The 23,585-nt window shown below is 72.8% G+C and carries 25 protein-coding genes; 17 read left to right on the top strand and 8 right to left on the bottom strand.

Annotated elements, in window-relative coordinates; genetic code table 11:
• Window positions 1–39 precede the first annotated feature (39 nt).
• Window positions 40–612 carry a TetR/AcrR family transcriptional regulator gene (locus C2865_RS34085; protein WP_106402756.1) on the bottom strand — a complete coding sequence of 191 codons (573 nt, stop codon included), beginning with the start codon at window positions 610–612 and terminating at the stop codon, window positions 40–42.
• Between the two features lie 64 nt (window positions 613–676).
• Between C2865_RS34085 and C2865_RS34080 the strand changes: the two genes are divergently transcribed.
• The 12 genes from C2865_RS34080 (at window position 677) to C2865_RS34025 (ending at window position 12,446) form a co-directional block, all read left to right on the top strand.
• A complete protein-coding gene (locus C2865_RS34080; RefSeq protein ID WP_198653796.1) occupies window positions 677–1,279 on the top strand; it encodes a hypothetical protein in 603 nt (200 codons plus the stop codon).
• An 87-nt stretch (window positions 1,280–1,366) separates the two neighbouring features.
• Window positions 1,367–1,768 carry a Rieske (2Fe-2S) protein gene (locus C2865_RS34075; RefSeq protein ID WP_106402755.1) on the top strand — a complete coding sequence of 134 codons (402 nt, stop codon included), beginning with the start codon at window positions 1,367–1,369 and terminating at the stop codon, window positions 1,766–1,768.
• Between the two features lie 18 nt (window positions 1,769–1,786).
• Window positions 1,787–3,763 (top strand): excinuclease ABC subunit UvrC, encoded by a 1,977-nt coding sequence (gene uvrC, locus C2865_RS34070; RefSeq protein WP_106402754.1) that lies wholly within the window; start codon window positions 1,787–1,789, stop codon window positions 3,761–3,763.
• The gene (gene rapZ / locus C2865_RS34065) at window positions 3,760–4,638 is read left to right on the top strand and encodes an RNase adapter RapZ (RefSeq protein WP_106402753.1); all 879 of its coding nucleotides are present in this window, start codon (window positions 3,760–3,762) and stop codon (window positions 4,636–4,638) included. The genes uvrC and rapZ overlap by 4 nt, the downstream gene beginning before the upstream one ends.
• The gene (locus C2865_RS34060; RefSeq protein WP_232835952.1) at window positions 4,639–5,613 is read left to right on the top strand and encodes a gluconeogenesis factor YvcK family protein; all 975 of its coding nucleotides are present in this window, start codon (window positions 4,639–4,641) and stop codon (window positions 5,611–5,613) included.
• Between the two features lie 55 nt (window positions 5,614–5,668).
• Window positions 5,669–6,649 carry a DNA-binding protein WhiA gene (gene whiA, locus C2865_RS34055; protein ID WP_106402752.1) on the top strand — a complete coding sequence of 327 codons (981 nt, stop codon included), beginning with the start codon at window positions 5,669–5,671 and terminating at the stop codon, window positions 6,647–6,649.
• Window positions 6,650–6,932: 283 nt separating this feature from the next.
• Entirely contained in the window at window positions 6,933–7,937 is a 1,005-nt protein-coding gene (gap, locus tag C2865_RS34050) for a type I glyceraldehyde-3-phosphate dehydrogenase (protein ID WP_106402751.1), read from the top strand.
• Window positions 7,938–8,045: 108 nt separating this feature from the next.
• On the top strand, window positions 8,046–9,233 hold the full coding sequence (locus tag C2865_RS34045; protein ID WP_106402750.1) for a phosphoglycerate kinase: 1,188 nt from the start codon (window positions 8,046–8,048) through the stop codon (window positions 9,231–9,233).
• Window positions 9,234–9,237: 4 nt separating this feature from the next.
• A complete protein-coding gene (gene tpiA / locus C2865_RS34040; protein WP_106402749.1) occupies window positions 9,238–10,023 on the top strand; it encodes a triose-phosphate isomerase in 786 nt (261 codons plus the stop codon).
• Window positions 10,024–10,175: 152 nt separating this feature from the next.
• Window positions 10,176–10,415, top strand: coding sequence for a preprotein translocase subunit SecG (gene secG, locus C2865_RS34035; protein ID WP_106402748.1), 240 nt, complete (start codon window positions 10,176–10,178; stop codon window positions 10,413–10,415).
• 90 nt (window positions 10,416–10,505) lie between these two features.
• Entirely contained in the window at window positions 10,506–10,880 is a 375-nt protein-coding gene (locus C2865_RS34030; protein WP_106402747.1) for an RNA polymerase-binding protein RbpA, read from the top strand.
• Between the two features lie 219 nt (window positions 10,881–11,099).
• The gene (locus tag C2865_RS34025) at window positions 11,100–12,446 is read left to right on the top strand and encodes a dihydrolipoyl dehydrogenase family protein (protein WP_106402746.1); all 1,347 of its coding nucleotides are present in this window, start codon (window positions 11,100–11,102) and stop codon (window positions 12,444–12,446) included.
• A gap of 51 nt (window positions 12,447–12,497) precedes the next feature.
• Here the strand turns inward: C2865_RS34025 and C2865_RS34020 are convergent, their stop codons facing one another.
• From C2865_RS34020 to C2865_RS34005, 4 genes are read right to left on the bottom strand one after another with little or no spacing between them, the layout of a single operon-like run.
• Window positions 12,498–13,157, bottom strand: a complete 660-nt coding sequence (locus C2865_RS34020) for a response regulator (RefSeq protein ID WP_106402745.1) — start codon at window positions 13,155–13,157, stop codon at window positions 12,498–12,500.
• Window positions 13,154–14,728 (bottom strand): sensor histidine kinase, encoded by a 1,575-nt coding sequence (locus C2865_RS34015; RefSeq protein WP_106402744.1) that lies wholly within the window; start codon window positions 14,726–14,728, stop codon window positions 13,154–13,156. Before C2865_RS34015 ends, C2865_RS34020 begins: the two co-directional genes overlap by 4 nt.
• A gap of 54 nt (window positions 14,729–14,782) precedes the next feature.
• On the bottom strand, window positions 14,783–15,463 hold the full coding sequence (locus C2865_RS34010; RefSeq protein WP_106402743.1) for an ABC transporter ATP-binding protein: 681 nt from the start codon (window positions 15,461–15,463) through the stop codon (window positions 14,783–14,785).
• Window positions 15,460–16,548: an ABC transporter permease gene (locus C2865_RS34005; protein WP_106402742.1), complete on the bottom strand. Its 1,089-nt coding sequence runs from the start codon at window positions 16,546–16,548 to the stop codon at window positions 15,460–15,462. Before C2865_RS34005 ends, C2865_RS34010 begins: the two co-directional genes overlap by 4 nt.
• A 170-nt stretch (window positions 16,549–16,718) precedes the next feature.
• Here C2865_RS34005 and C2865_RS34000 point away from each other — a divergent pair, with 170 nt between their 5' ends.
• From C2865_RS34000 to C2865_RS33985, 4 genes are all read left to right on the top strand, one after another.
• Window positions 16,719–17,918 (top strand): sensor histidine kinase, encoded by a 1,200-nt coding sequence (locus tag C2865_RS34000; protein ID WP_106402741.1) that lies wholly within the window; start codon window positions 16,719–16,721, stop codon window positions 17,916–17,918.
• Window positions 17,915–18,550 (top strand): response regulator, encoded by a 636-nt coding sequence (locus C2865_RS33995; protein ID WP_106402740.1) that lies wholly within the window; start codon window positions 17,915–17,917, stop codon window positions 18,548–18,550. The genes C2865_RS34000 and C2865_RS33995 overlap by 4 nt, the downstream gene beginning before the upstream one ends.
• 125 nt (window positions 18,551–18,675) lie before the next feature.
• Window positions 18,676–19,605: an ATP-binding cassette domain-containing protein gene (locus C2865_RS33990; protein WP_106402739.1), complete on the top strand. Its 930-nt coding sequence runs from the start codon at window positions 18,676–18,678 to the stop codon at window positions 19,603–19,605.
• Between the two features lie 5 nt (window positions 19,606–19,610).
• The gene (locus C2865_RS33985; RefSeq protein ID WP_198653795.1) at window positions 19,611–20,399 is read left to right on the top strand and encodes an ABC transporter permease; all 789 of its coding nucleotides are present in this window, start codon (window positions 19,611–19,613) and stop codon (window positions 20,397–20,399) included.
• A gap of 6 nt (window positions 20,400–20,405) precedes the next feature.
• Here the strand turns inward: C2865_RS33985 and C2865_RS33980 are convergent, their stop codons facing one another.
• Together C2865_RS33980 and C2865_RS33975 are read right to left on the bottom strand one after the other, a co-directional pair.
• A complete protein-coding gene (locus tag C2865_RS33980) occupies window positions 20,406–20,864 on the bottom strand; it encodes a MaoC family dehydratase (RefSeq protein ID WP_106402737.1) in 459 nt (152 codons plus the stop codon).
• 71 nt (window positions 20,865–20,935) lie between these two features.
• Window positions 20,936–22,282 (bottom strand): carotenoid oxygenase family protein, encoded by a 1,347-nt coding sequence (locus tag C2865_RS33975; protein ID WP_106402736.1) that lies wholly within the window; start codon window positions 22,280–22,282, stop codon window positions 20,936–20,938.
• 61 nt (window positions 22,283–22,343) lie between these two features.
• Here C2865_RS33975 and C2865_RS33970 point away from each other — a divergent pair, with 61 nt between their 5' ends.
• On the top strand, window positions 22,344–22,931 hold the full coding sequence (locus tag C2865_RS33970; RefSeq protein ID WP_106402735.1) for a TetR/AcrR family transcriptional regulator: 588 nt from the start codon (window positions 22,344–22,346) through the stop codon (window positions 22,929–22,931).
• A gap of 3 nt (window positions 22,932–22,934) precedes the next feature.
• On the opposite strand, the gene C2865_RS33965 is transcribed toward C2865_RS33970, so the two are convergent.
• Window positions 22,935–23,561 carry a histidine phosphatase family protein gene (locus C2865_RS33965; protein WP_106402734.1) on the bottom strand — a complete coding sequence of 209 codons (627 nt, stop codon included), beginning with the start codon at window positions 23,559–23,561 and terminating at the stop codon, window positions 22,935–22,937.
• Between the last annotated feature and the right edge of the window lie 24 nt (window positions 23,562–23,585).

Here is a 23,585-nt window from a genome sequence, read left to right as displayed (position 1 = left end):
TGTTCGAACCCCGCCTGCCACCGATACGGGCCGCCCGGCCTACGGCGCGTCGCGCAGGAGCCGTTCCAGGTAGGCGCGCAGCCGCTCGCGCACCTCCCGGGGGCCGACCTGCCCGGGGTAGAGCAGCAGGTGCATCGACAGGCCGTCGATCAGGGCGTGCAGCCCGCCGGTCTCGCTCTCGTCCAGGCCCATCGCCCGCACCAGGCCCGCCAGGAACGCCCGCAGGTCGCGGTGGACGCCGTTGGTCAGCTCCTCCAGCTCCGGGTCGAGGCGGGCGCGGTTGACGAAGCCGAACCACACCGAGGCCTCGAACCGGCGTTCGGCGTCCAGCGGGATGAGCTGCTCGCAGTGGGCCTGGGCGTTCTCCAGCGTGCTCCCGGACGGCCGCAGCGCCCTGATCCGGGCGGTCACCCGCTCGCTGACCAGGGACATGGCCGAGGTGATCAGGTCCTTCTGGTCGGGGAAGTAGTGGCGCAGCGCGCCGGGGGAGCAGCCGGCCTCGGCCGCGACGTTCCGTACGGACACCGCCTCGACGCCGTCGCGCGAGACCACCCGCCACAGGGCCTCGGTGAGCTCCCTGCGCCGGGCTTCGTGGTCGACGATCCTGGGCACGCCTTTTTTATAGCACGACCGTGTTGTAAAGTGAAAATACAGTCGTGTGAAATAAGGGGGAGTCATGCTGGTCGCGATGATCGTCGGCGCGGAGATCGCCTTCTGGGTGGTCCTCGCGCTGGGCCTGCTGGCCCGGTACGGGCTGCGCACGCCCCGGCTGGGCGGCGCGCTGCTGCTGGCCGTCCCGCTGGTCGACCTGTTCCTGCTCACCGCCACGTTCCTCGACCTGCGCGGCGGCGGGGAGGCGGGCACGGCACACGGCCTGGCCGCCATCTACCTGGGCGTCTCGGTCGGTTTCGGGCACCAGATCATCAAACGTATGGACGCCTGGGCCGCGCACCGCTTCGCCGGGGCGCCCCGCCCCGTCAAGCCGGCCAAGGGCGGCCCCGCCCGCGCCCGGTACGAGGCCGCGCAGTTCGGGCGGCACCTGCTCGCCTGGGCGGTCGGCTCGGTCCTCCTCCTGCTGGGCATCTGGTACGTCGGCGACGCCGGGCGCACCGAGGCGCTCTTGCACCTGGTCGGGCTGTGGGCGCTGATCCTCGTCATCGACGGCGCCGTCACGGCCTACGACGTCGCGGGAGCCCTCCGCAACCGGAACCGGGGCGGGGAGCCGTCCCGGGAGGCCGGGAGCGCACCCAGGGCGGAGGAGGCCTCCGGCAGGCGGTGAACAGGGGCTTCTCCGCCGCCGAGTCCGCGGCGGGGCCTGCACCCGACCCGGTGCGGGGCATCGCGGACAGTCGGCCAAGATGGGCCCATGGCTGAACAACTCACACGACGCGCGGCCCTGTGCGCGGCCGGGCTGACGGGGCTGGCGGGCGTCGCCGGCTGCGCCTCCGGAAGCGGCCCGGAGGCGCCCGCCAAACTCTCCGGCAGGGAGGTCGCCAAGGTCGCGGACGTGCCCGTCGGCGGCGGGAGGCTGAACGGGGAGCTCAAGCTCCTGGTCACCCAGCCGACGGAGGGCGTCTTCAAGGTCTTCACCTCCAAATGCCCCCACCAGGGCTGCGGCGTCAGCACCCCCAAGGACGGCATCGCCGACTGCCCCTGCCACGGCAGCGAGTTCGACATCACCGACGGTTCGGTCAAGAAGGGCCCCGCCAAGACCGGGCTCCGGGAGTACCCGTCAACGGTCAAGAACGGAGCCGTCTTCGTCGTCTGAGCCCGTTACTCTGGCGGGATGGCAGATCCCGCGTCCTACAGGCCGGCCCCCGGGACGATCCCCGAGACCCCGGGGGTCTACCGGTTCCGCGACGAGCACGGCCGGGTCGTCTACGTGGGCAAGGCGAAGAACCTCCGCGCCCGGCTGAACTCCTACTTCGCCGACCACGCGGGCCTGCACGTCCGGACCCAGAACATGGTCACCACCGCGGCGTCCGTGGAGTGGACGGTGGTCGGCACCGAGGTCGAGGCGCTCCAGCTGGAGTACTCCTGGATCAAGGAGTACGACCCGCGCTTCAACGTCCGCTACCGGGACGACAAGTCCTACCCCTACCTGGCCGTCACCCTGAACGAGGACTTCCCCAGGGTGACGGTCATGCGGGGCGCCAAGCGCAAGGGCGTGCGCTACTTCGGGCCCTACTCCCACGCCTGGGCCATCCGCGAGACCGTCGACCTCCTGCTGCGGGTCTTCCCGGTGCGCACGTGCAGCGCCGGGGTCTTCAAGCGGCACGGCCAGATCGGCCGCCCTTGCCTGCTGGGCTACATCGGCAAGTGCTCCGCCCCCTGCACGGGCAAGGTGAGCGCCGAGGAGCACCGCGCCCTGGCCGACGACTTCTGCGACTTCATGGCGGGCAACACCGGCCGCTTCCTCAAGCGGGTGGAGCGGGAGATGTTCGCCGCTGCCGAGGACGAGCGGTTCGAGACCGCCGCCCGCAGGCGCGACGACCTGCGCGCCCTGGAGCGGGCGCTGGAGAAGCAGGCGGTCGTGCTGGGCGACGACACCGACTGCGACGTGATCGCCTTCGCCCGCGACCAGCTCGAGGCGGCCGTCCAGGTGTTCTACGTGCGGGGCGGGCGCATCCGGGGCCAGCGCGGCTGGGTGGTCGACCTGGTGGAGGAGCGCACCACCGGGGAGCTCGTCGAGGACTTCCTGCTGCAGTGCTACGGCGAGGACGACACGGTGCCGCGCGAGGTCCTGGTCCCCGAGGAGCCGCCGGACCGCCAGGCCATGGACGACCTGCTGTCGGAGAGCCGCGGCGCCCGGGTGCGCATCCGGGTGCCCCGGCGCGGCGACAAGAAGGACCTGCTGGCGACGGTCGAGCGCAACGCCCAGGAGGCGCTGCGCCAGCACCGGACCCGGCGGGCCTCGGACCTCACCGCCCGCAGCCGCGCGCTGCAGGAGGTGCAGGAGGCGCTCGGCCTGGACCAGGCGCCGCTGCGCATCGAGTGCTTCGACGTCTCCAACCTGCAGGGCACCGAGGTCGTCGCCTCGATGGTCGTCTTCGAGGACGGGCTGGCCCGCAAGTCCGAGTACCGCCGCTTCACGATCAAGTCGTTCCAGGGCCAGGACGATGTGCGCTCCATCCACGAGGTGATCACCCGCCGGTTCAAGCGCTACCTGGCCGACTCGCAGAAGGCGGGGGAGCCGCCCGCCGAGGGCGGCGTGGGCGGCGAGGGGCTGCTGGCCTCCTACGGCTTCGGCGACGCCGGCGAGGAGGACGACGGGCCGCGCGGCCCGCTGGACCCGGAGACGGGCAGGCCCCGCAGGTTCGCCTACCCGCCGAACCTGGTGGTGGTCGACGGCGGCCCGCCGCAGGTCGCCGCCGCCCAGCGGGCCCTGGACGAGCTGGGGATCGACGACGTGGCCGTCTGCGGCCTGGCCAAGCGGCTGGAGGAGGTGTGGCTGCCCGGCGACGAGGACCCGGTGATCCTGCCGCGCACCGGCGAGGGCCTGTACCTGCTGCAGCGGGCGCGGGACGAGGCCCACCGCTTCGCGATCTCCTTCCACCGGACCAGGCGCTCCAAGAAGATGACCGCCAGCGAGCTCGACGCCGTGCCGGGCCTGGGCCCCGCCCGGCGCGCCGCGCTGATCAAGCACTTCGGCTCGGTGCGCCGGCTGAAGGAGGCCACGGCCGAGCAGATCGCGGAGGTGCCCGGCATCGGGCTCCGCACCGCGCAGACCATCAGAGAAGCCCTCCAGGGGGGAGCGGGATGAGCACCGGGACACACCTTCCGGACATAGTGATCGTCACCGGGATGTCCGGGGCGGGCCGCAGCACCGCGGCCAAGGCCCTGGAGGACCTCGACTGGTTCGTGGTCGACAACCTCCCGCCCGGCCTGCTGGCCACCATGGCCGACCTCGGCGGCCGGGTGCAGAACGCGGTGCCGCGCATCGCGGTCGTGGTGGACGTGCGCAGCCGCGCCTTCACCTCCGACCTCGAGTCGGCGATCAAGGACCTCGAGCAGCGCGGGGTGCGGCCCCGGGTGCTCTTCCTCGAGGCCGCCGACGAGGAGCTGGTGCGCCGGTTCGAGAGCGTGCGCCGGCCGCACCCGCTGCAGGGCGACGGCCGGATCGTGGAGGGCATCGCCCGCGAGCGCGCGCTGCTGCTGGAGATCAGGGCCGAGGCCGACCTGGTGGTCGACACCTCCAACCTGAACGTGCACCAGCTGCGGGCCAAGGTCGTCGGCTACTTCGGCGAGCCCGGCGACGAGTCCAGCCTGCGCGCGACGGTGGTCTCCTTCGGCTACAAGTACGGGCTGCCCGTCGACGCCGACCTCGTCGTCGACTGCCGCTTCCTGCCCAACCCGCACTGGGTGCCCGAGCTGCGCCCGCAGAACGGCAGGGACGCCCCGGTCCGCGACTACGTGCTGGGCCGGCTCGGCGCCAAGGAGTTCCTCGACTCCTACACCGAGGTCCTGCGGCTGCTGGCCGCCGGGTACGAGCGCGAGGGCAAGCACTACGTGACGCTGGCGGTGGGCTGCACCGGCGGCAAGCACCGCAGCGTGGCGATGGCCGAGCAGCTGGGCCAGCGATTGCGCGACGAGGGCATCGACGTCCAGGTGGCCCATCGAGACCTCGGCAGGGAATAAGTGAAGAACCCCAAGGTGGTCGCGCTGGGCGGGGGCCACGGCCTGTACGCCTCCCTCTCGGCGCTGCGCACGGTGACCGACCGCCTCACGGCCGTGGTGACGGTCGCCGACGACGGGGGGTCCAGCGGGCGGCTGCGCCGCGAGCTGGGCGTCATCCCGCCCGGCGACCTGCGGATGGCGCTGGCCGCGCTGTGCGGCGACGACGAGTGGGGGCGGACCTGGAGCGAGGTCGTCCAACACCGCTTCCGCAGCGAGGGCGACCTGCACGAGCACGCCGTCGGCAACCTCCTCATCGTCGCCCTGTGGGAGCTGCTGGGCGACACCGTGGCGGGGCTCGGCTGGGTGGGCAGGCTGCTGGGCGCGCAGGGCAGGGTGCTGCCGATGGCGACGGTGCCGCTGGACATCGTCGCCGACGTGCTGGGCGCCGACCCGCGGCAGCCCGACGCGATCGCCCAGGTGCGCGGGCAGGTCGCCTGCGCCAGCACCCCCGGCAAGGTGCTGGGCGTCTCGCTGATCCCGCCGGACCCGCCGGCCAGCCCGGAGGCGCTGCAGGCCATCCGGGAGGCCGACTGGGTGGTGTTCGGGCCGGGCTCCTGGTTCACCAGCGTGCTGCCGCACCTGAAGGTGCCCGAGCTGCAGCGGGCCCTGGTGGAGACCCCCGCCCGCCGGGCGGTGGCGCTGAACCTGGCGCCGCAGCCCGGCGAGACCGACGACTTCTCCCAGCAGGCCCACCTGGAGGTGCTGGCCCGGCACGCGCCGGACCTGAGGATCGACGTGGTGCTGGCGGACTCGGGCGTCGTGGAGGAGCCCGAGGCGCTCGACAAGGCGGTCCAGGAGCTCGGCGGCGCCCTGATGCTGGCCGAGGTCGCCATGCAGGACGGTTCCCCCCGTCATGATCCGGCGCTGCTGGCCCAAGCTTTCGTACAGATCTTCGCCACCGGCACCGGGGAGTCGCCTGATCCGGGAGACTGGTGAAGCTGTCTGACGGGCCCGGTCAGGACCGGGCCGGCGCGGGAGGAAGGGATCGACCATGGCGATGACCGGCGTGGTGAAGGACGAGCTGAGCCGGCTCACCATCTTGAAACCCTGCTGCCGCAAGGCCGAGGTCTCCACGATCCTGCGGTTCGCCGGCGGCCTGCACCTGGTCAGCGGGCGGATCGTGATCGAGGCCGAGCTCGACACCGGCTCGGCCGCGCGGCGGCTGCGCAAGGACGTCGTCGAGGTGTTCGGGCACACCTCGGACGTGATCGTGCTGGCGCCCAGCGGGCTGCGCAAGGGCAACAGGTACGTGGTGCGGGTGATCAGGGACGGGGAGTCCCTGGCCCGCCAGACCGGACTGATCGACAACCACGGGCGCCCGGTGCGCGGCCTGCCCCGCCACGTGGTGGCGGGCGCGGCCTGCGACGCCGAGTCGGCCTGGCGGGGCGCCTTCCTGGCGCACGGCTCGTTGACCGAGCCGGGCCGCTCGATGTCCCTGGAGGTCACCTGCCCGGGGCCCGAGGCCGCGCTGGCGCTGGTGGGCGCCGCCCGGCGGCTGAAGATCCACGCCAAGGCGCGCGAGGTGCGCGGGGTGGACCGGGTGGTGGTCAGGGACGGCGACGCGATCTCGGCGCTGCTGACCCGGCTGGGCGCGCACGACAGCGTGCTGGCCTGGGAGGAGCGGCGGATGCGCCGCGAGGTGCGGGCGACGGCCAACCGGCTGGCCAACTTCGACGACGCCAACCTGCGCCGTTCGGCCCGCGCCGCGGTCGCGGCCGGCGCCCGGGTGGCCCGCGCGATGGAGATCCTGGGCGACGACGCCCCCGAGCACCTGATCGCCGCGGGACGGCTGCGTCTGGAGCACAAGCAGGCCTCGCTGGAGGAGCTGGGCCAGCTGGCCGTCCCGCCGCTGACCAAGGACGCGATCGCCGGACGGATCCGGCGGCTGCTGGCGATGGCCGACAAACGCGCGTCCGATCTCGGACTCCCCGGGACAGAGGCGAATCTCACCCCGGACATGCTCGTACCGTGACGAATTCCCCATCCGCCCCGTGTCACTCCCTCCCGTGCACGGGGCGGGCGCGTCAAGTGTTCCTGCTCACCCGCTTGGTCTAGACCAATCCTCTATACCAATACGGTCTAGACCTTTATGATCACCCTTCCGGGGAGGCCGTCTCCCCTGGTCCGGGGTGGTGCGCTCACCCCTGTTCTCACCCCGTACCAGTGGCGGAGTTCACGCGGCCGGTTCGGTAGGGTCGGGACTGGAACAGGGCGCGTCAGGGTCCTGGCAGTAGACGCAACGCTTGAGGAGAGTCGTGACCATCCGAGTAGGTATCAACGGCTTTGGCCGGATCGGCCGCAACTTCTACCGCGCCGTTAAGGCCAGCGGCGCCGACATCGAGATCGTGGCGGTCAACGACCTGACCGACACCGCGACCCTCGCCCACCTGCTCAAGTACGACAGCATCCTCGGCCGGTTCCCCGAGGAAGTGAAGGCGGGCGCGGGCGAGATCATCGTCGGCGGCAGGAGCATCAAGGTCTTCGCGGACCGCGACCCCGCCAACCTGAAGTGGGGCGACGTCGGCGTCGACATCGTCGTGGAGTCCACCGGTTTCTTCACCGACGCCAACAAGGCCAAGGTCCACGCCGAGAACGGCGCCAAGAAGGTCATCATCTCCGCCCCGGCGAAGAACGAGGACCTCACCGTCGTCCTGGGCGCCAACGACGACCTGTACGACCCGGCCGCCCACACCGTCATCTCCAACGCCTCCTGCACCACCAACTGCCTGGCGCCGCTGGCCAAGGTCCTCAACGACTCCTTCGGGATCGAGAAGGGCCTGATGACCACCATCCACGCCTACACCCAGGACCAGAACCTCCAGGACGCCCCGCACAGCGACCTGCGCCGCGCCCGCGCCGCCGCGCTGAACATCGTCCCGACCTCCACCGGCGCCGCCAAGGCCATCGGCCTGGTCCTGCCGGAGCTGCAGGGCAAGCTCGACGGCTACGCGCTGCGCGTGCCGATCGCCACCGGCTCGGCCACCGACCTCACCGTCACCCTCGCCCGCGAGACCACCGCCGAAGAGGTCAACGCCGCGTTCAAGGCCGCCGCCGAGGGCCCGCTCAAGGGCTACCTCACCTACACCGAGGACCCGATCGTCTCCAAGGACATCGAGACCGACCCGTCCTCCTGCATCTTCGACGCCGGCCTGACCAAGGTCATCGGCGACCAGGTCAAGGTCGTCGGCTGGTACGACAACGAGTGGGGCTACTCCAACCGCCTCGTCGACCTCGTCAAGCTCGTCGGCGCGAGCCTGTAGGTGATGACCGACGTCGTGCCGTGCTCCGCCCGGAGCACGGCACGACGTCGGCTTTGAGGGCCGGCACCGCCGCGGTGAAGAGCGGCACGACGAACAGGTGGGGTGGTAATGAAGACCGTTGACGATCTCGAGGTCCGGGGCAGGAAGGTCCTGGTCCGGGCGGACCTGAACGTTCCGCTCAAGGACGGGGCGATCACCGATGACGGGCGGATCCGGGCGAGCCTGCCGACGATCCGCAAGCTGATCGACAAGGGCGCGCGGGTCGTCGTGGTGGCGCACCTGGGGCGGCCGAAGGGCGAGCCCCGGCCGGAGTTCTCGCTGGCCCCCGTGGCCGTGCGGCTCGGCGAGCTGCTGGGCAAGGACGTCGCCTTCGCCACCGACACGGTCGGCGAGTCCGCCAAGGCCGCCGTCGCCGCCTTGAAGGACGGCGACGTGGCGCTGCTGGAGAACCTGCGGTTCGCCGCCGCCGAGACCAGCAAGGACGACGCCGAGCGCGGCGCGTTCGCCGACGAGCTCGCGGCGCTGGCCGACGTGTACGTGGGCGACGGGTTCGGTGCGGTGCACCGCAGGCACGCCTCCGTCTACGACGTGCCCAAGCGGCTGCCGCACGCGGCCGGCGGGCTCATCGCCACCGAGGTCGACGTGCTCAGGAAGCTGACCCAGGACGTCACACGCCCGTACGCGGTGGTGCTGGGCGGTTCCAAGGTCTCCGACAAGCTCGGTGTCATCGACAACCTGCTGGAGACCGCCGACCGCATCCTCATCGGCGGCGGCATGGTCTTCACGTTCCTCAAGGCGCAGGGCCACGAGGTCGGCAAGTCCCTGCTCGAAGAGGACCAGATCCCCACCGTCCTGGAGTACCTCGAGCGCGCGAAGGCCAAGGGCGTGGAGTTCGTCCTGCCCGTCGACATCGTCGCCGCCACCGCGTTCAGCGCGGACGCCGAGCACGACGTGGTCGCCGCCGACGCCATCCCCGCCGACCGGCTCGGCCTGGACATCGGCCCCGAGTCCGGCAGGCTCTTCGCGTCCCGGCTCGCCGACGCCAAGACGGTGTTCTGGAACGGCCCGATGGGCGTGTTCGAGATGGAGCCCTACTCCCACGGCACCCGCGCGGTCGCCCAGGGGCTCCTGGACTCCGGCGCCTTCACGGTCGTCGGCGGCGGCGACTCCGCCGCGGCCGTCCGCACCCTCGGCTTCGACGAGGACGCCTTCTCGCACATCTCCACCGGCGGCGGCGCCAGCCTGGAGTACCTCGAAGGAAAGACCCTGCCCGGCCTGGAAGCTCTGGAGGACTGAAACCATGGCCCGTAAGCCCCTGATGGCCGGCAACTGGAAGATGAACAACAACCACCTCGAGGCGATCGCGCTGGTGCAGAAGCTCGCGTTCGCGCTCAAGGACAAGGACTACGACGCGGTGGACGTCGCGGTCCTGCCCCCCTTCACCGACATCCGCTCGGTGCAGACCCTCATCGACGCCGACCGGCTGAAGCTCGCCTACGGCTCGCAGGACGTCTCCGCCCACGCCTCCGGCGCCTACACCGGCGAGGTCTCCGGCGCGATGCTGGCCAAGCTCGGCTGCACCTACGCGACCGTCGGCCACTCCGAGCGCCGCCAGTACCACCACGAGACCGACGCGATCGTGAACGCCAAGGCCAAGGCCGCGCTGGCCAACGGCCTCATCCCGATCGTCTGCGTCGGCGAGGGCCTGGACGTGCGCAAGGCCGGGGAGCAGGTGGCCTACACCCTCGCGCAGGTCGACGGCGCGCTCGAGGGGCTCACCGCCGAGCAGGCCAAGGGCGTCGTCATCGCGTACGAGCCGGTCTGGGCGATCGGGACCGGCGAGGTCGCCACCCCCGAGGACGCGCAGGAGGTCTGCGGCGCGATCCGCGGCCGGCTGGAGAAGCTTTACGACGCCGAGGTGGCCCAGACCGTCCGCGTCCTCTACGGTGGCTCGATGAAGTCCTCGAATGTGACGGGTCTCATGGCGCAGGCCGACGTGGACGGCGGGTTGATCGGCGGAGCCGCGCTCGACGCCGAGGAGTTCGTCAAGATCTGCCGATACCGGGAGCTCCCGGTGGCGGGTTGAGCCAAACTTGCCCGTGTGACAGCTGGGTTCTGCTGAACCACAGACTGGTTCGTCGTACCCTTCATAACGACAGGTAAACCGATTCGCCTGTCCGTCGTCCTACTATTCGAGCCCCGCGTCCGGCGCGGGGATGGCCAGAAGGCGCTGACGCTGTGATTCTTGCAACCTCCATCGTGCTGATCATCACGAGCCTGCTCATGGTCCTGCTCGTGCTGATGCACAAGGGCAAGGGCGGGGGCCTGTCCGACATGTTCGGCGGCGGCATCTCCTCCTCGCTCGGCGGGTCGTCGGTGGTCGAGCGCAACCTGGACCGTCTCACGGTCGCCACCGGGGTCATCTGGTTCGCCTCGATCGTGGTGCTCGGCTTCCTGTTCAAGGCTCAGGGCAACTGACCCTCCGTCGGCGCCCGAGCCGAAGACGTACGACAGTGGCGCACCGGGAGCGCGAGCTCCCGGTGCGCGGTTATCAATCAAGGAGTGTCCGTGGCTAGTGGCAGTGCCATTCGCGGAAGCAGGGTCGGCGCCGGCCCGATGGGCGAGGCGGAGCGCGGCGAGGCCGCCCCCCGTGTCATCATCAGCTTCTACTGTGCCAACAAGCACGAAACCCGCCCCAGCTTCGCCAGCGACTGCCAGGTCCCCGAGACCTGGGACTGCCCCCGCTGCGGCCTCCCGGCCGGCACCGACGAGCAGAACCCGCCCGCGGCTCCCAAGAACGAGCCCTACAAGACCCACCTCGCCTACGTGAAGGAGCGCCGCTCCGACGCCGACGGCCAGGCCATCCTCGAGGAGGCCCTCGGCAAGCTGCGCGAGAAGCGCCGCCTCGTCCAGGCCGCCATGGCCTCCGCCGCCCGCAACTAGGCGTCCGGCCCACCGCGGACCCGGCCCCCTCACGGGGACGCCGGGTCTTCGTGTTCGCGGCGCCGGGAGTCCCCGCGCTTCCACGTTCCCGCCGGCGTCCGCCACGGCGTTCTCCGGGCGTCGCGGCCCGGACCGCGGTTCGGCCCGGAGCTCAGGCCGAAACCGCCCGGTTCACAAGATTTCAAGCTGTGAGCCGCCCCGAGCGGGTAGGGATGGATCATGGCTGAAGTCACTGAAGTGGATGTCGTGGTCGTGGGGATGGGACCCGGTGGGGAGGACGCCGCCGGGAGGCTGGCCGAGGCCGGGTTGGACGTGATCGGGGTCGAGGCGGGACTGGTCGGGGGAGAGTGCCCGTACTACGGGTGCATCCCGAGCAAGATGATGATCCGGGCGGCGGACGCGCTGGCCGAGGCGCGGCGGGTGAACCGCCTGGCGGGGGAGGCGAAGGTCCGGGCGTCGTGGGATCCGGTCGCCGCGCGGTTGCGGGAGGCGACGGCCGACTGGGACGACAAGGCGGCCGCCGACAGGTTCACCGACAAGGGCGGACGGCTCGTCCGCGGGTTCGGGCGCGTCAGCGGGCCCCGCGAGGTGACGGTGGGGGAGCGGGTGCTGCGCGCGCGCCGCGCCGTCGTGCTCAACCCCGGCACCGAGCCCGTGGTGCCGCCGATCGAGGGGCTCGAGGGCACGCCGTTCTGGACGAACCGGGAGGCGGTCAAGACGACCAGGGCGCCCGAGTCGCTGCTGGTGCTGGGCGGCGGGCCGATCGGCGTGGAGATGGCACAGGCGTTCGCCCGGTTCGGGACCCGGGTCACCGTGCTGGAGGGCGGCCGGCGGCCGCTCTCGCGCGAGGAGCCGGAGGCGGGCGACCTCGTCGCGCAGGTCTTCGAGCGGGAGGGCATCGCCGTCCACACCGGGCAGAAGGCGGAGCGGGTCGGGTACTCCGACGGCCGGTTCACCGTGGAGGCGGGCGGCCGCTCGTTCGAGGCGGAGCGCTTCCTGGTCGCCACCGGCCGCAAAACGGACCTGGGTCGGCTCGGCGTGGCGAAGATCGGCCTGGACGAGTCCGCGCGGACGATCACCGTCGACGAGCGGATGCGCGCCGCGGACGGGGTGTGGGCGATCGGGGACGTCACCGGCCACGGCGCCTTCACCCATGTGTCGATGTACCAGGCCGCGATCGCCGTCCGCGACATCCTCGGCCAGGACGGGCCGCCCGCCGACTACCGCGCGCTGCCGCGGGTGACGTTCACCGACCCGGAGGTCGGCGCGGTGGGCCTCACCGAGGCGCAGGCCCGCGAGAAGGGCCTGGACGTGCGCACGGGCTGCACGCCGCTGTCGTCCTCCAGCCGCGGCTGGATCCACGAGGCGGAGGGCTTCATCAAGCTGGTGGCCGCCGGGGACGAACTGGTGGGCGCCACCACCGCGGGCCCGGCGGGCGGCGAGGTGATGAGCGCCCTGGCCGTCGCGATCCACGGCAGGGTCCCGGTCTCCGCCCTGAAGCACATGATCTACGCCTACCCCACCTTCCACCGGGCGATCGAGACGGCGCTGGCGGAGCTGAAGTAGCCGCACGGCCCCGGCGGGCCTCGAGGACGCCCGGACGCCCCACGGGCTCCGTCAGCGCGGTCCCGAGGCCCGCACCAGCCCCGCCTCGTAGGCGACGATCGCCGCCTCCACCCGGTTGCGGACCCCCAGCCGCTGGAAGATCGCGCTGACGTGGGTCTTGACGGTCCCCTCCACCAGGTGGAGGCGGCGGGCGATCTCGCCGTTCGACAACCCGCCGCCCAGGAGGGCCAGCACTTCGCGTTCGCGCGCGGTCAGCGCCGCCACCCGGGTCCCGGCCTCCGGGCGCACGTGTTCCCGGCGGAGCTCGGTGATGAGCCGCCGCGCCACCAGCGGCGACAGGCAGGCGCCTCCGGACGCCACGGCGCGGACGCCCGCGACCAGCTCGCGCGGGTCCGACGCCTTCAGCAGGAAACCCGAGGCGCCCCGGTCGAGCGCCCGCGTGATGTATCCGTCCTCACCGAAGGTGGTGAGCATGACCACCGCGGTCCTCGGGACGAGGGCTTTCAGCTCCTCCAGCGCGCCGAGGCCGTCCAGGCGCGGCATCCGGATGTCCAGGAGGGCCACGTCGGGGGAGTGCAGGCCGGCGAGCTCGACGGCCTCCCTCCCGTCGGCGGCCTCGGCCACCACCTCGAGTTCGGGGTCGGAGGCCAGGATGGCGCGGACCCCGGACCGGACGATGCCCTCGTCGTCGGCGATCAGTACCCGGATCATCTGTTCCCTCCAGGGATGCCGCCGCCGCGCAGGACGTCCTTGGACACCAGCACCCCGTCCTCGAAGCACAACCGGTACATCTTCTCGGTGGTCTGCAGGATGTCGTGACCCGCCCGGTAGTACTCGCACGCGGCCCCGTCCGGGATCGCGGGCTCGACGATGACCGGCGGGGGCTCGCTGAACCAGTGGGACGGCAGCACCGGGACGAGTTCGGCGCGCGGCTGCCCTACGCGCATCCGGTCGTAGTCGGCCGTCGCCACGGCGGTGTTCACCGAGGTGGCGACCTGGAACCCCACGAGCAGCGCGACGAGTCCGATGCCGATCAGCACCGGGACCAGCGCGGCCCGACGGACGCCGCGGCGCAGCCGCGTCCTCGCCCGCAGCAGCGCGGTGGCGGACCCGCCCGGCTCCGGGAGCACGGGGACGTCCGCGGGGGCGTCGTCGTAGGGCCGTGCGGCCGGAGACGGGGTCCGGGGCACCCGTGCGACGACCTCGAACCCCTGCGGGGTGGGACCGGCCACGAGGCGCCCGCCCGCCAGGCGGACCCGTTCGTCCAGCCCGATCAGCCCGGAGCCGCCGCCCGCCGCGCCGGCCGGGCGATCCCCTTCCGGCCGCCCGCTGCGGACGGACACCTCGATGCCCTCGTCCGTGTGCTCCACCCGTACGGCGACGGCCGAGCCCGGCGCGTGTTTCGCCGCGTTGGTCAACGATTCCTGGACCACCCGGTAGACGGCGCGCTCGGCGATCGGCGACGACCCGGGGTCGTCGCCCTCCTCCTCCAGCAGCACCGGTGTCCCGGAATGCTCGAAGCGCCGGATGAGCTCGGCGACGGTTTCGCCGGACGGCCCCGCCGATCCGTCCTTCAGCAGCCCGATGGCCTCGTGCAGCCGCTCGATGGCCAGGGTGGAGCGTTCGCGCAGCCGGGCCGCGGACTCGCGGTGCCGGTCGGGCAGGTCGGGAGCGAGTTCCAGACCGCCCGCCAGCAGCGCCATCACGCTGAGCTCGTGGCCGAGGGAGTCGTGGATGTCGCGGGCGATGTGCGCGCGCTCCCTGAGCCGCGCCTGCTCGGCGGCGAAGAGCTGCTCGCGTTCCAGCCGCTCGGCCCGCTCCCACCCGGCCTCCGCCAGCCGGGAGCGCTGCCGCCACCAGTCGCCCGCCCACCACGGCAGGACGCAGCCGGCGAACCCGAGCATCAGCAGGGTGATCAGCCTCTCGGTCTCCCCGGAGGCGGTGACCAGCACCGCGCCCGCCGTCCCCGTCAGGGCGAACACGGCGTGCGCCGCCCCGAGCCCGGTCCCCCGCCGCCCCGCCAGGCAGCTCAGGACGAAGCAGGCCAGGAACGTCCACATGCTCCCGTCGAGCCACAGCGTGAAGAGGACCAGCGCGGAGGTCAGGAGCAGGGAGTACAGGGGGGAGGCCCGCCGCACCGCGGCGGCCAGGACGATGACGGCGGCCGCGCCCGCGGACGCGGCGGGCCGCTCGGTCAGGGTGCTGCTCTCCAGCACCGAGGGCGCCAGGAGGAGGGCCGGGAGCAGGAGGTCCTTCCGGTCGAACGGCTGCCGTCGCTGCATTCCAGCAGGCTATAAGAGCGGCGCCGGGGTCCGGATCTGTCGAAAGACAGAGGATCAGGGGGCGGCGGTGTGCCGGAGGCGCCCGTCGTGGACCTGGACGATCCGGTCGGCGGCGGCGAGATGGGCGCGGTCGTGGGTGACCAGGACGGTGGCGGTGCCCCGCCGCCGGGTGAGGCCGGTGATCAGCTCGATGACGGCGGCGCCGCGTTCGTGGTCGAGGGCGCTGGTGGGCTCGTCGACCAGGAGGACGGCGGGGTCGTTCATCAGGGCGCGGGCGATGTTGACGCGCTGGCGCTGGCCGCCGGAGAGGCCGTGGGGGCGGCGGGCGGCCTGGCCGGCGAGGCCGACGGCCTCGAGCAGCTCCATCGCGCGGGTCCTGGCCCCGGCGGGGGAGCGGCCGTCGAGGCGGGCCATGACCTGGAGCTGTTCGGCGGCGGTGAGGGAGGGGATGAGGTTGGCCTGCTGGAAGACGATGCCGACCTTGCGGCGGCGCAGCCCGGTGAGCTCGCCGCGGGTCATGCCGGTGGTCTCGGTGCCGTCGATGACGACGGTGCCGCGGTCGGGGGCGATGAGGGTGGCTGCGACGGCGAGGAGGCTGGACTTCCCCGACCCGGAGGGGCCGACGACCGCGGTGAGGCCGCCCCCGGGCACGTTCAGGGTGACGCGGTCGAGGGCGGTCAGCCGGCCGTCGCCGTCGGGGTAGGTGAGGGTGACGTCGTGCAGGTCGAGGCTCATCGGGTGCTCCCCAGTGCGGTCAGCGGGTCGACGGAGGCGATGCGGTGGACGGACAGGGCGGCCCCGAGCACGCCGAGGAGGATCATCACGGCGGCCGGGAGGAGGACGGTGGCGGGGGTGAGGAGGAAGGGCACGTCCCCCCGGGAGACGGCCGCGCCGACGGCGGCGGCGATCGCGGTGCCGGCCAGCGTGCCGCCGGTCAGCAGGACGGCGGCCTGGCCGAGGGCGTCGCGCAGCAGGCCCGCGGTGGAGGCGCCCAGCGCCTTGAGGACGGCGATGTCGCCGCTGCGCTGGATGGTCCACACGGTGAAGAAGGCGCCGATGATCAGGGCGGAGATGGCGAACAGGAAGCCGCGCATCAGTTGCAGGGAGCCGTTCTCGGAGGCGTAGGAGCCGATCGCGGCCAAGGACGCGTCCCTGGAGACCGTCCTCGTGCCCGCCGCCCGGTCGGCGGCCGCGAGGTCCGCGCCGGGGCCGGTGTTCAGGACGATCACGGTCGCCTCGGGCCCGCCGGAGCCGCCGGAGGGCGGGGCGGTCGTACGCCAGGCGTCCAGGGCGGTCCAGATGACCGGGGTGTGGCTGAAGAAGGCGTCACCGGCGACGGCGGCCACGGTGAGTTCCCGTCCGGCGAGGGTGAAGGTGCCGCCCGCGCGCACGCCGAGGCCGGCGGCGGCGGTGGCGGACAGCACCGCCGCGCGGTCGCGGATCTTCTCGCCCGCGGGAGCCAGGGCGGAGCCGGGTTCGACGCCGAAGACGGAGACCCCGGCGGTCCTGCCGCCGGCGGCGGCCCTGGTGGTGGAGATCCCCAGCGGCTCGGCGCTTCGCACCCCGGGGACCCCGGCCCAGCGCTCCCACTGGCCGCGGGTGACGGCGGAACCGGAGTACGACAGGTCCTGCCCGCCGCCGGGGGCGGCGAAGGCGATCTCCGTCCCGGGCAGGCCGGTGATCGCGGAGACGTTCTGCCGGGCCAGCCCGGCGGTCAGCCCCGACAGCAGGCCGACCAGCAGGGTGATCAGCACGATGACGGCTGCCATCAGGGCGAACCGCCCCTTGGCGAACTTCAGGTCCCTCCAGGCGACGAACACTTTCCGGACCTTCCCTTCCGTCGGCGGAAACGGTGCGCCTCCACCGTCGCCGCACGGACCGGGTCCGGGCATCCGGCGGAGGAGGAGTCTTCGCGGGCCGGAAGGAGGCCGCGGGGTTGTGTCTTTCGATGGATGTAGGAGGGGGAACGGGTTCGTAGGCTGGGACGATCGTGAACGCGCTGACTCCCACCACCAGGGCCCTGACCTGGTGCCTGCACCTGCTGATCGTCGGCCTGCTCGCCCTGACGGCGGTCCGCGCCGTGGCCGGGGGCGTGCCGGGCGCGGGAGCGGTCGTGGCCGCGGCCGGGGCGTGCGCGCTGGTGTACGCCGCGGGCCCGCTCCTGCCCGCGGTCACCCGGTCCCGGCGCGCCGCGGCGTCGTGGCTGGCCGCCACGGGCGCGGTCTGGCTGGTGCTGCTGGCGCTGTCCGCCGACGGGGTGTGGGTCGCCTTCCCGCTGTACTTCCTGCAGCTCCACCTGCTGCCGCGCCGCGCCGGGATCGCAGCGGTGTCGGCGACGGCGCTCGCGGCGATCACCGGTTTCACCGTCCACACCGGAGCCGTCGGCCCGGCCACCGTGATCGGTCCGGCGCTCGGCGCGGCGGTGGCGGTCGCGGTGGTGCTGGGCTACCAGGCCCTCTACCGGGAGAGCGAACGCCGCAGCGAGCTCATCGAGGAGCTGACCGCCACCCGCGCCGACCTGGCCGCCGCCCAGCACACCGCCGGTGTCCTGGAGGAGCGCGAACGCCTCGCCCGCGAGATCCACGACACCCTCGCCCAGGGGCTGTCCAGCATCCAGCTGCTGCTGCGCGCCGCCGAACGCGCCCTGCCCGGCCGGCCCGAGACCGCGGCCCGCTACGTGGACCAGGCCCGCCACGCAGCCGTGGACAACCTCGCCGAGGCCCGCCGCTTCGTCGCCGCCCTGAGCCCGCCGGCCCTGGCGGCCGGCACCCTGGCCGACGCGCTGGAACGCCTGTGCGCCACCACCTCGGCCCGCCACCGGCTCGCCGTGGCCTTCCGCCTCACCGGCGACCCCGTGCCGCTGCCCACCGCGTACGAGGTGGCCCTGCTGCGCGTCGCCCAGTCCGCCCTCGCCAACACCGTCCGCCACGCCCGCGCCGCCAACGCCGAGGTCTCCCTCGGCTATCCGGGCGGCCGGGTGGCCCTGGACGTCGTCGACGACGGCGCGGGCTTCGACGCGGACCTGCCGCCCGAGCCCGGTCCGGACGGCGGCGGGTTCGGCCTGGCCGCCATGCGCGCCAGGCTGGACGCCCTCGGCGGCGCCCTCACCGTCACGTCCGCGCCCGGCCGGGGCACCGCCCTGGCCGCCCGGATCCCGCTCGCCGACACCGAATCCGAGGCACGCCCATGACCGGGGACCCGATCCGCCTCCTTCTGGCCGACGACCACCCCGTGGTGCGGGCCGGGCTGCGCGCCGTGCTGGAGACCGAACCCGGCATGGCGGTGACGGCCGAGGCCGCCACCGCGGAGGAGGCCGTCGTGCGCGCCGCCGCCGGCGACATCGACGTGGTGCTGATGGACCTGCAGTTCGGCGGGGGGATGAACGGCGCCGAGGCCACAGCCGCGATCACAGCCCGCCCCGCGGCCCCGCGCGTCCTGATCGTCACCACCTACGACACCGACGCCGACACCCTGCCCGCCATCGAGGCCGGGGCCACCGGCTACATCCTCAAGGACGCGCCGCCCGAGGACCTGGCCGCCGCCGTGCGCACCGCCGCGGCCGGCCGCACCATCCTCGCCCCGGCCGTCGCCGACCGTCTCATGAACCGCCTGCGCGCCCCGCACAGCTCGCTGACCCGCCGCGAGACCGAGGTCCTCGGACTGGTCGCCGAGGGCCTGTCCAACCAGCGCGTCGCCGAGCGGCTCCACCTCACCGAGGGCACCGTCAAGTCCCATCTGGCCCGCGTCTACGTGAAGCTCGGCGTCGACTCCCGCACCGCCGCCGTCGCCGCGGCCACCGATCTCGGCCTCATCCGCCGCTGAGGACGGCCCGGCCGTCGCGGCCGGCTCCGTCGAAAGACGGAGAAGACCGGTGCCGATCGCCGGATGCCCGGCGGGGAGGCGGGCTCCTAGGTTCCTCGTGTAGTCGGAAAAGGAGCCCGCACACGATGATCATTTTGGATCGGCTGAGCAAGCGCCACGGCGAGAAGACGGTGGTGGCCGGCCTCTCTTCGCAGATCAGGCCCGGGAAGGTCACCGGCTTCCTCGGCCCCAACGGGGCGGGGAAATCGACGACGATGCGCATGATCGTCGGCCTGGACGCGCCGACGGAGGGCCGCGCGCTCATCAATGACAAGCCCTACCGGGCGTTTCGGCATCCGCTGCGCGAGGTGGGGGCGCTTGTCGACGCAGGGTCCGGGCACCCGGGGTCTTCGGCGTACCGCCATCTGCTCGGCCTGGCCCGCAGCAACGGCATTCCCGCCTCCCGGGTCGAGGAGGTGCTGGAGACCGCGGGCCTGGCCTCCGTGAGCGGCAAGCGGATCGGTTCGTTCTCGCTCGGCATGGGCCAGCGCCTGGGCATCGCCGCCGCGCTGCTGGGCGACCCCGGCGTGCTGCTGTTCGACGAGCCGGTCAACGGCCTGGACCCGGACGGCGTGCGCTGGGTGCGCGAGCTGATGCGCTCCCTGGCCGCCGAAGGCCGCACCGTCCTGGTCTCCAGCCATCTGATGAGCGAGATGCAGGAGACCGCCGACCACCTGGTGGTCATCGGGCGGGGCAGGCTCATCGCCGACGCCCCGATCGGGGAGGTCATCGCGGGCAGTTCGCGAAACGCCGTCCTGGTCCGCACGCCCCGTCCCGAGACGCTGGAGCGGCGGCTCCGGGCCGCGGGGATGTCCGTGACGCCGGAGAGCGGGGCGCTGCTCGTCACCGGAGGCACCCCCGAGGAGATCGGCGATGCGGCGTTCGGGTGCGGCGTCCCCGTCCACGAGCTGAGCCCGCGCATGGCCAGCCTGGAGCAGGCGTACATGGAACTCACCGCCGAGAGCGTGGAATACGGCTCTACCGCCCCCACCGCCGCGAACCACCGGAAGGCATGAACGAGATGACGACGGCACTTCGGCTCACCACCCCCGCCAAGGGCGGCGGCCTCCGGGGCGCGATCGCGTTCGAGTGGACCAAACTCTGGAGCGTCCGGTCCACCTGGTGGAGCCTGGCCGCGGGCGTGCTCCTGTGCGCGGTGTTCGCGGCGGTCATCGGCATGTCGGTCGAAGCCAGCGAGAAGAACGGCTTCGACGTGGCACGGCCCGCGCCGCACCTGGCGGCCCAGGGCATCATGCTGGTCCAGCTGGCGGTGCTGGTGATGGCGACGCTCGCCACCACGGCCGAGTACGCGAACGGCTCCATCCGCGCCACGCTGCGGGGCGTCCCCGTACGGGGACGGATGCTCCTGGCCAAGACGGCGGTCGTCGCGGCCGTCGCAGCGGCTGCGGGAACGGTGTTCTGCGTGCTGGGCACGCTGGTCACCGCCGTCTTCGCGGGCGAGCACGGCGCCTACACCGCCGGCGAGCTGGCCGCGGCGGCGTTCGGCACGGGCGTCTACCTGGCCCTGATCGCGGTGCTCGTGATCGGTACCGGCACGGTGTTCCGCAGCGCGGCCGGCACCATCACGACGATCATCATGGTGCTGCTGGTCCTGCCGGAGCTGGTGAAGGTCACCGGCGTCGGCTGGCTGGAGACGGCCGGCGAGTACACGCCGAGCGTCGCGGGCGCCGTGCTGATGACCCGGGCGGGCGAGCCCTACGGCGGCGGGACCGCGCTGCCGGTGCTCCTCCTGTGGGCGGCCGCCGCGGTCGCGGGCGGCTGGGCGGCGCTGCGCGCCCGCGACGCGTGACGGGCCTCAGTCGTTGCGGTAGAGGGCGAGGACCTCGGCGACGCAGGCGGGGCGGCGCTGGCCGTCGATCTCCATGGTGACCTTGAGGGTGCCCAGGCGGCCCGCCGGGGAGTTCTTCAGGTCCATCAGCGTCGCCCTGGCGCGGATCTTGGCGCCGACGGGGACGGGGGTGTGGAAGCGCACCTTGTTGAGGCCGAAGTTGACGACCATGGACAGCTTCTCGATGGTGAAGGTCTGCATGACGTGCGCCGTCACCAGGCTGAGCGTCAGGTAGCCGTGGGCGATGGTGCCGCCGAAGGGGCCCTCGGCGGCGGCGCGCTCGGGATCGACGTGGATCCACTGGTGGTCGCCGGTGGCGTCCGCGAACTTGTCCACCTGCTCCTGGGTGACCTCCTGCCACTCGCTGTGGCCGAGCTCCTCTCCCACGGCGGTGGCGAACTCGTCCAGGTCGGCGAACGTGCGCATCTGCGGCTCCTCGGGTCGTCGGTCGCCGACCATTGTCGCGTGCCCCGCCGCCGTCGGCGAACGCGCCGCGCTCACGACCCGGGCAGCCGCTCGGTGAAGATCCCGTGGAAGCCGTAGGGGATGTGGTGGGGCAGCCACGCCGTCGCCAGGAGGTCCAGGCTCCGCGCGTCGAGGATCGCCAGCCCCGACCGGTGGTCGGCCTCCCGGTAGACGACGCAGAGCAGCCACCCGTCGTCCTCGGCGGAGTCCGGGGCGCGGGGGACGAAGACGGGTTCGCCCACGCAGTCGCCGAGCACGTGCGAGGCGACCTCCTCGGTCTCGTGGTCGACCCTCAGCACGGCGTCGAAGAGCCCCTCGGAGGCGTGGCAGCCGCTCAGGTAGCTGTACCGGTGCCTGCGCGTCGAGCGCCGCCAGTCGAACTGCGGCAGTTCGCAGGGGTGGTCGGTGAGCTGCTCCTCGATCACCCGGGTCGGGGTGATGCGGTAGCGGGCGAGGCTGTTGGGGCGGGTCAGGTGGAACCTCTCCCGGAAGTTCCGCAGGTCCGCCTTGAGCAGGGTGAAGTCGGGGTACCGGACGACCTCCACCACGGTGTCCGTGCCGTCCTCGTAGGCGTTGGTGATGTGGGTGCCCATCGTCGCGGCGTGCTCGGCGATCCGGGGCTCGCCGCCGTCGCGGGGCACGAGCAGGAACCGTGTCGGCTGCTCGGGGCGGTAGTGCAGGGCCGAGACCGCGGAGCGGCCGCGCAGGATCTGGCCGACGTTCGGGGTGGCGGGGCCGAGCACGAACACCAGATGCCGTTCGGTGAGCCCGAAGTCGTGGGTCCAGGGCAGCCCCTTGACCCGGACGGAGGCGATCCGGCTCGTCCGTCCTTCGCGGTCGGTCTTGTAGCAGTGGAAGCCGGGCGTCGGCAGGAACTTCAGCCCGAAGTTGAACATCTCGCCGGTGGCGGGGTCGAACCGCGGGTGCGCCGACCACATCCCCAGGCCCTTGAGCCGCCCGCCGAAGTCGTGCAGGCCGTAGGTCTCCAGTGTGTCCGGGTCGATCCGGGTGGGCTTGCCGCCCTCCCACAGGGCCATCAGGTCGCCCGCGTGGAACGACAGGCTGGTGTTGGCGGTGTTGGCCGGCGGCATCGGTATCCCGGTGGACGTGCCGACCCCTGCGCGCCAGCGGCGCTTGGCCCGGTACTGGGGGGTGTCCAGGTAGCGGTTGCGGAAGGTGATCCGCCCCTGGTCGAAGGTGAACCGCGACACCATGCCGTCGCCGTCGAAGATGCAGTCCAGGAGGGTGGTGCCGACCTGCCATCTGCCGGGCCCGTTGCGGTAGAGGGAGCCGCGCAGCCCTTCGGGGACGGCGCCTTCGATCTCGGTGACGTCGTAGGAGCGTTCTTCGAGGAGGGGTTCGAACACGCCGTAGGTCATGCCGCACAGCCTTTAATCTGAGGACGCTCGTCGTCAATAACTTGGGGCAAGATGATGCACGATGAGCACACGGGCCTACCGGGGCCGCAGCCCCCAGCAGCGCGTCGCCGAACGCCGGGAGCGGCTGCTGGCGGCGGCCCTGGACCTGTGGAGCGAGCTCGGCTGGTCCGGCGTCTCCGTCCGCGGCGTCTGCGCCCGCTCCGGGCTGACCGACCGCTACTTCTACGAGTCCTTCACCGACCGCGACGCCCTGCTGCTGGCGGTCTTCGACCGGGTCAGGGACGAGCTGACCGGCGGGCTGCCGGCCGCCCCGTTCACCGGCGAGCCCCGCACCGTCATGCGGACGATGTTCCTCGCCCTGTTCACCGCGCTGGCCGACGACCCCCGGTACGCCAGGGTCGCCTTCACCGACCCCGCGGGCAGCCCCGCCCTGGAGACCCGCCGCCACGACGCGCTGCTGGCCGTCGCCGACGCCGTCGCCGCGGGCGTGAGCTCGGTGGCCCCCGGCGACTTCCGCGGCCACGCCCTGTTCTGCGTGGGGGGCGTCGGCGGCCTCATCTCCGCCTGGCTCGCCGGACGGTACCCCGCCGCGCCCGGGGAGCTCGCCGACCGGTGCACCGAGCTGTGCGCCCGCGTCTTCGGGGTGTGAGCCTCACTCCAGGTGGGAGACCTCGTTGAAGACCAGCCGCTCCCCGTCCCGCCAGAGCGAGACCGAGCAGTTGGCCAGCCTCGTGCGCTCCAGCTCCATCAGCTCGGCCTCGGACAGGCCCTCCAGGAGGTAGGCGAAGACGAGGATCACCGCGTCGTGGGTCGAGACCAGCACCCTGCCCCCGGCGGGCAGGTCCCGCAGGAAGGAGCGCAGCCGCAGCGCGATGTCGGCCCACGACTCCCCGCCGGGCGGGCGGAAGTAGAACTTGCCCAGTTCCCGCTGCCGCCGCCACTCCTCGGGGAAGCGCGCCCGGATCCCCGCGGGCGTCAGCCGCTCGAACACCCCCATGTCCCGGTCGCGCAGCCGCTCGTCCAGCCGGACGTCGGCGCGCCCGGTGGCCAGGCGGACGGTCTCCAGCGCCCGCGCGTACGGGGAGGAGACGACCAGTTCCGGCGGCTCCAGCCCGGCCAGGAAGCGGCCGAGCGACTCCGCCTGCTCCCGGCCGTGCGGCGACAGCGGCACGTCCGGATCGCGTTCGGGCACGTCGATGACCTCGGCGCCCGCCCGCAGCGCCGCGCGCCGTGCCGCGTTCCCGGTGCTCTCCCCGTGCCGGATCAGGATCAGCTCCATGGTGCTCCCATCCTTCCCTGTGTA

This window comes from Actinocorallia populi (genome assembly GCF_002995495.1).
GTDB classification, from domain to species: Bacteria; Actinomycetota; Actinomycetes; order Streptosporangiales; family Streptosporangiaceae; genus Actinocorallia; species Actinocorallia populi.
The sequence above is the reverse complement of the archived record's forward strand: the minus strand, read 5'-3'. Positions and strand labels throughout refer to the sequence as shown.

Excerpts from the sequence above, each read along its gene's own strand:
- C2865_RS34080 (WP_198653796.1), top strand. The coding sequence starts at position 677 with ATGCTGGTCGCGATGATCGTCGGCGCGGAGATCGCCTTCTGGGTGGTC.
- C2865_RS34075 (WP_106402755.1), top strand. The coding sequence starts at position 1,367 with ATGGCTGAACAACTCACACGACGCGCGGCCCTGTGCGCGGCCGGGCTG.
- uvrC (WP_106402754.1), top strand. The coding sequence starts at position 1,787 with ATGGCAGATCCCGCGTCCTACAGGCCGGCCCCCGGGACGATCCCCGAG.
- rapZ (WP_106402753.1), top strand. The coding sequence starts at position 3,760 with ATGAGCACCGGGACACACCTTCCGGACATAGTGATCGTCACCGGGATG.
- whiA (WP_106402752.1), top strand. The coding sequence starts at position 5,669 with ATGGCGATGACCGGCGTGGTGAAGGACGAGCTGAGCCGGCTCACCATC.
- C2865_RS34045 (WP_106402750.1), top strand. The coding sequence starts at position 8,046 with ATGAAGACCGTTGACGATCTCGAGGTCCGGGGCAGGAAGGTCCTGGTC.
- tpiA (WP_106402749.1), top strand. The coding sequence starts at position 9,238 with ATGGCCCGTAAGCCCCTGATGGCCGGCAACTGGAAGATGAACAACAAC.
- C2865_RS34025 (WP_106402746.1), top strand. The coding sequence starts at position 11,100 with ATGGCTGAAGTCACTGAAGTGGATGTCGTGGTCGTGGGGATGGGACCC.
- C2865_RS34020 (WP_106402745.1), bottom strand. The coding sequence starts at position 13,157 with ATGATCCGGGTACTGATCGCCGACGACGAGGGCATCGTCCGGTCCGGG.
- C2865_RS34015 (WP_106402744.1), bottom strand. The coding sequence starts at position 14,728 with ATGCAGCGACGGCAGCCGTTCGACCGGAAGGACCTCCTGCTCCCGGCC.
- C2865_RS34010 (WP_106402743.1), bottom strand. The coding sequence starts at position 15,463 with ATGAGCCTCGACCTGCACGACGTCACCCTCACCTACCCCGACGGCGAC.
- C2865_RS33995 (WP_106402740.1), top strand. The coding sequence starts at position 17,915 with ATGACCGGGGACCCGATCCGCCTCCTTCTGGCCGACGACCACCCCGTG.
- C2865_RS33990 (WP_106402739.1), top strand. The coding sequence starts at position 18,676 with ATGATCATTTTGGATCGGCTGAGCAAGCGCCACGGCGAGAAGACGGTG.
- C2865_RS33985 (WP_198653795.1), top strand. The coding sequence starts at position 19,611 with ATGACGACGGCACTTCGGCTCACCACCCCCGCCAAGGGCGGCGGCCTC.
- C2865_RS33980 (WP_106402737.1), bottom strand. The coding sequence starts at position 20,864 with ATGCGCACGTTCGCCGACCTGGACGAGTTCGCCACCGCCGTGGGAGAG.
- C2865_RS33975 (WP_106402736.1), bottom strand. The coding sequence starts at position 22,282 with ATGACCTACGGCGTGTTCGAACCCCTCCTCGAAGAACGCTCCTACGAC.
- C2865_RS33970 (WP_106402735.1), top strand. The coding sequence starts at position 22,344 with ATGAGCACACGGGCCTACCGGGGCCGCAGCCCCCAGCAGCGCGTCGCC.
- C2865_RS33965 (WP_106402734.1), bottom strand. The coding sequence starts at position 23,561 with ATGGAGCTGATCCTGATCCGGCACGGGGAGAGCACCGGGAACGCGGCA.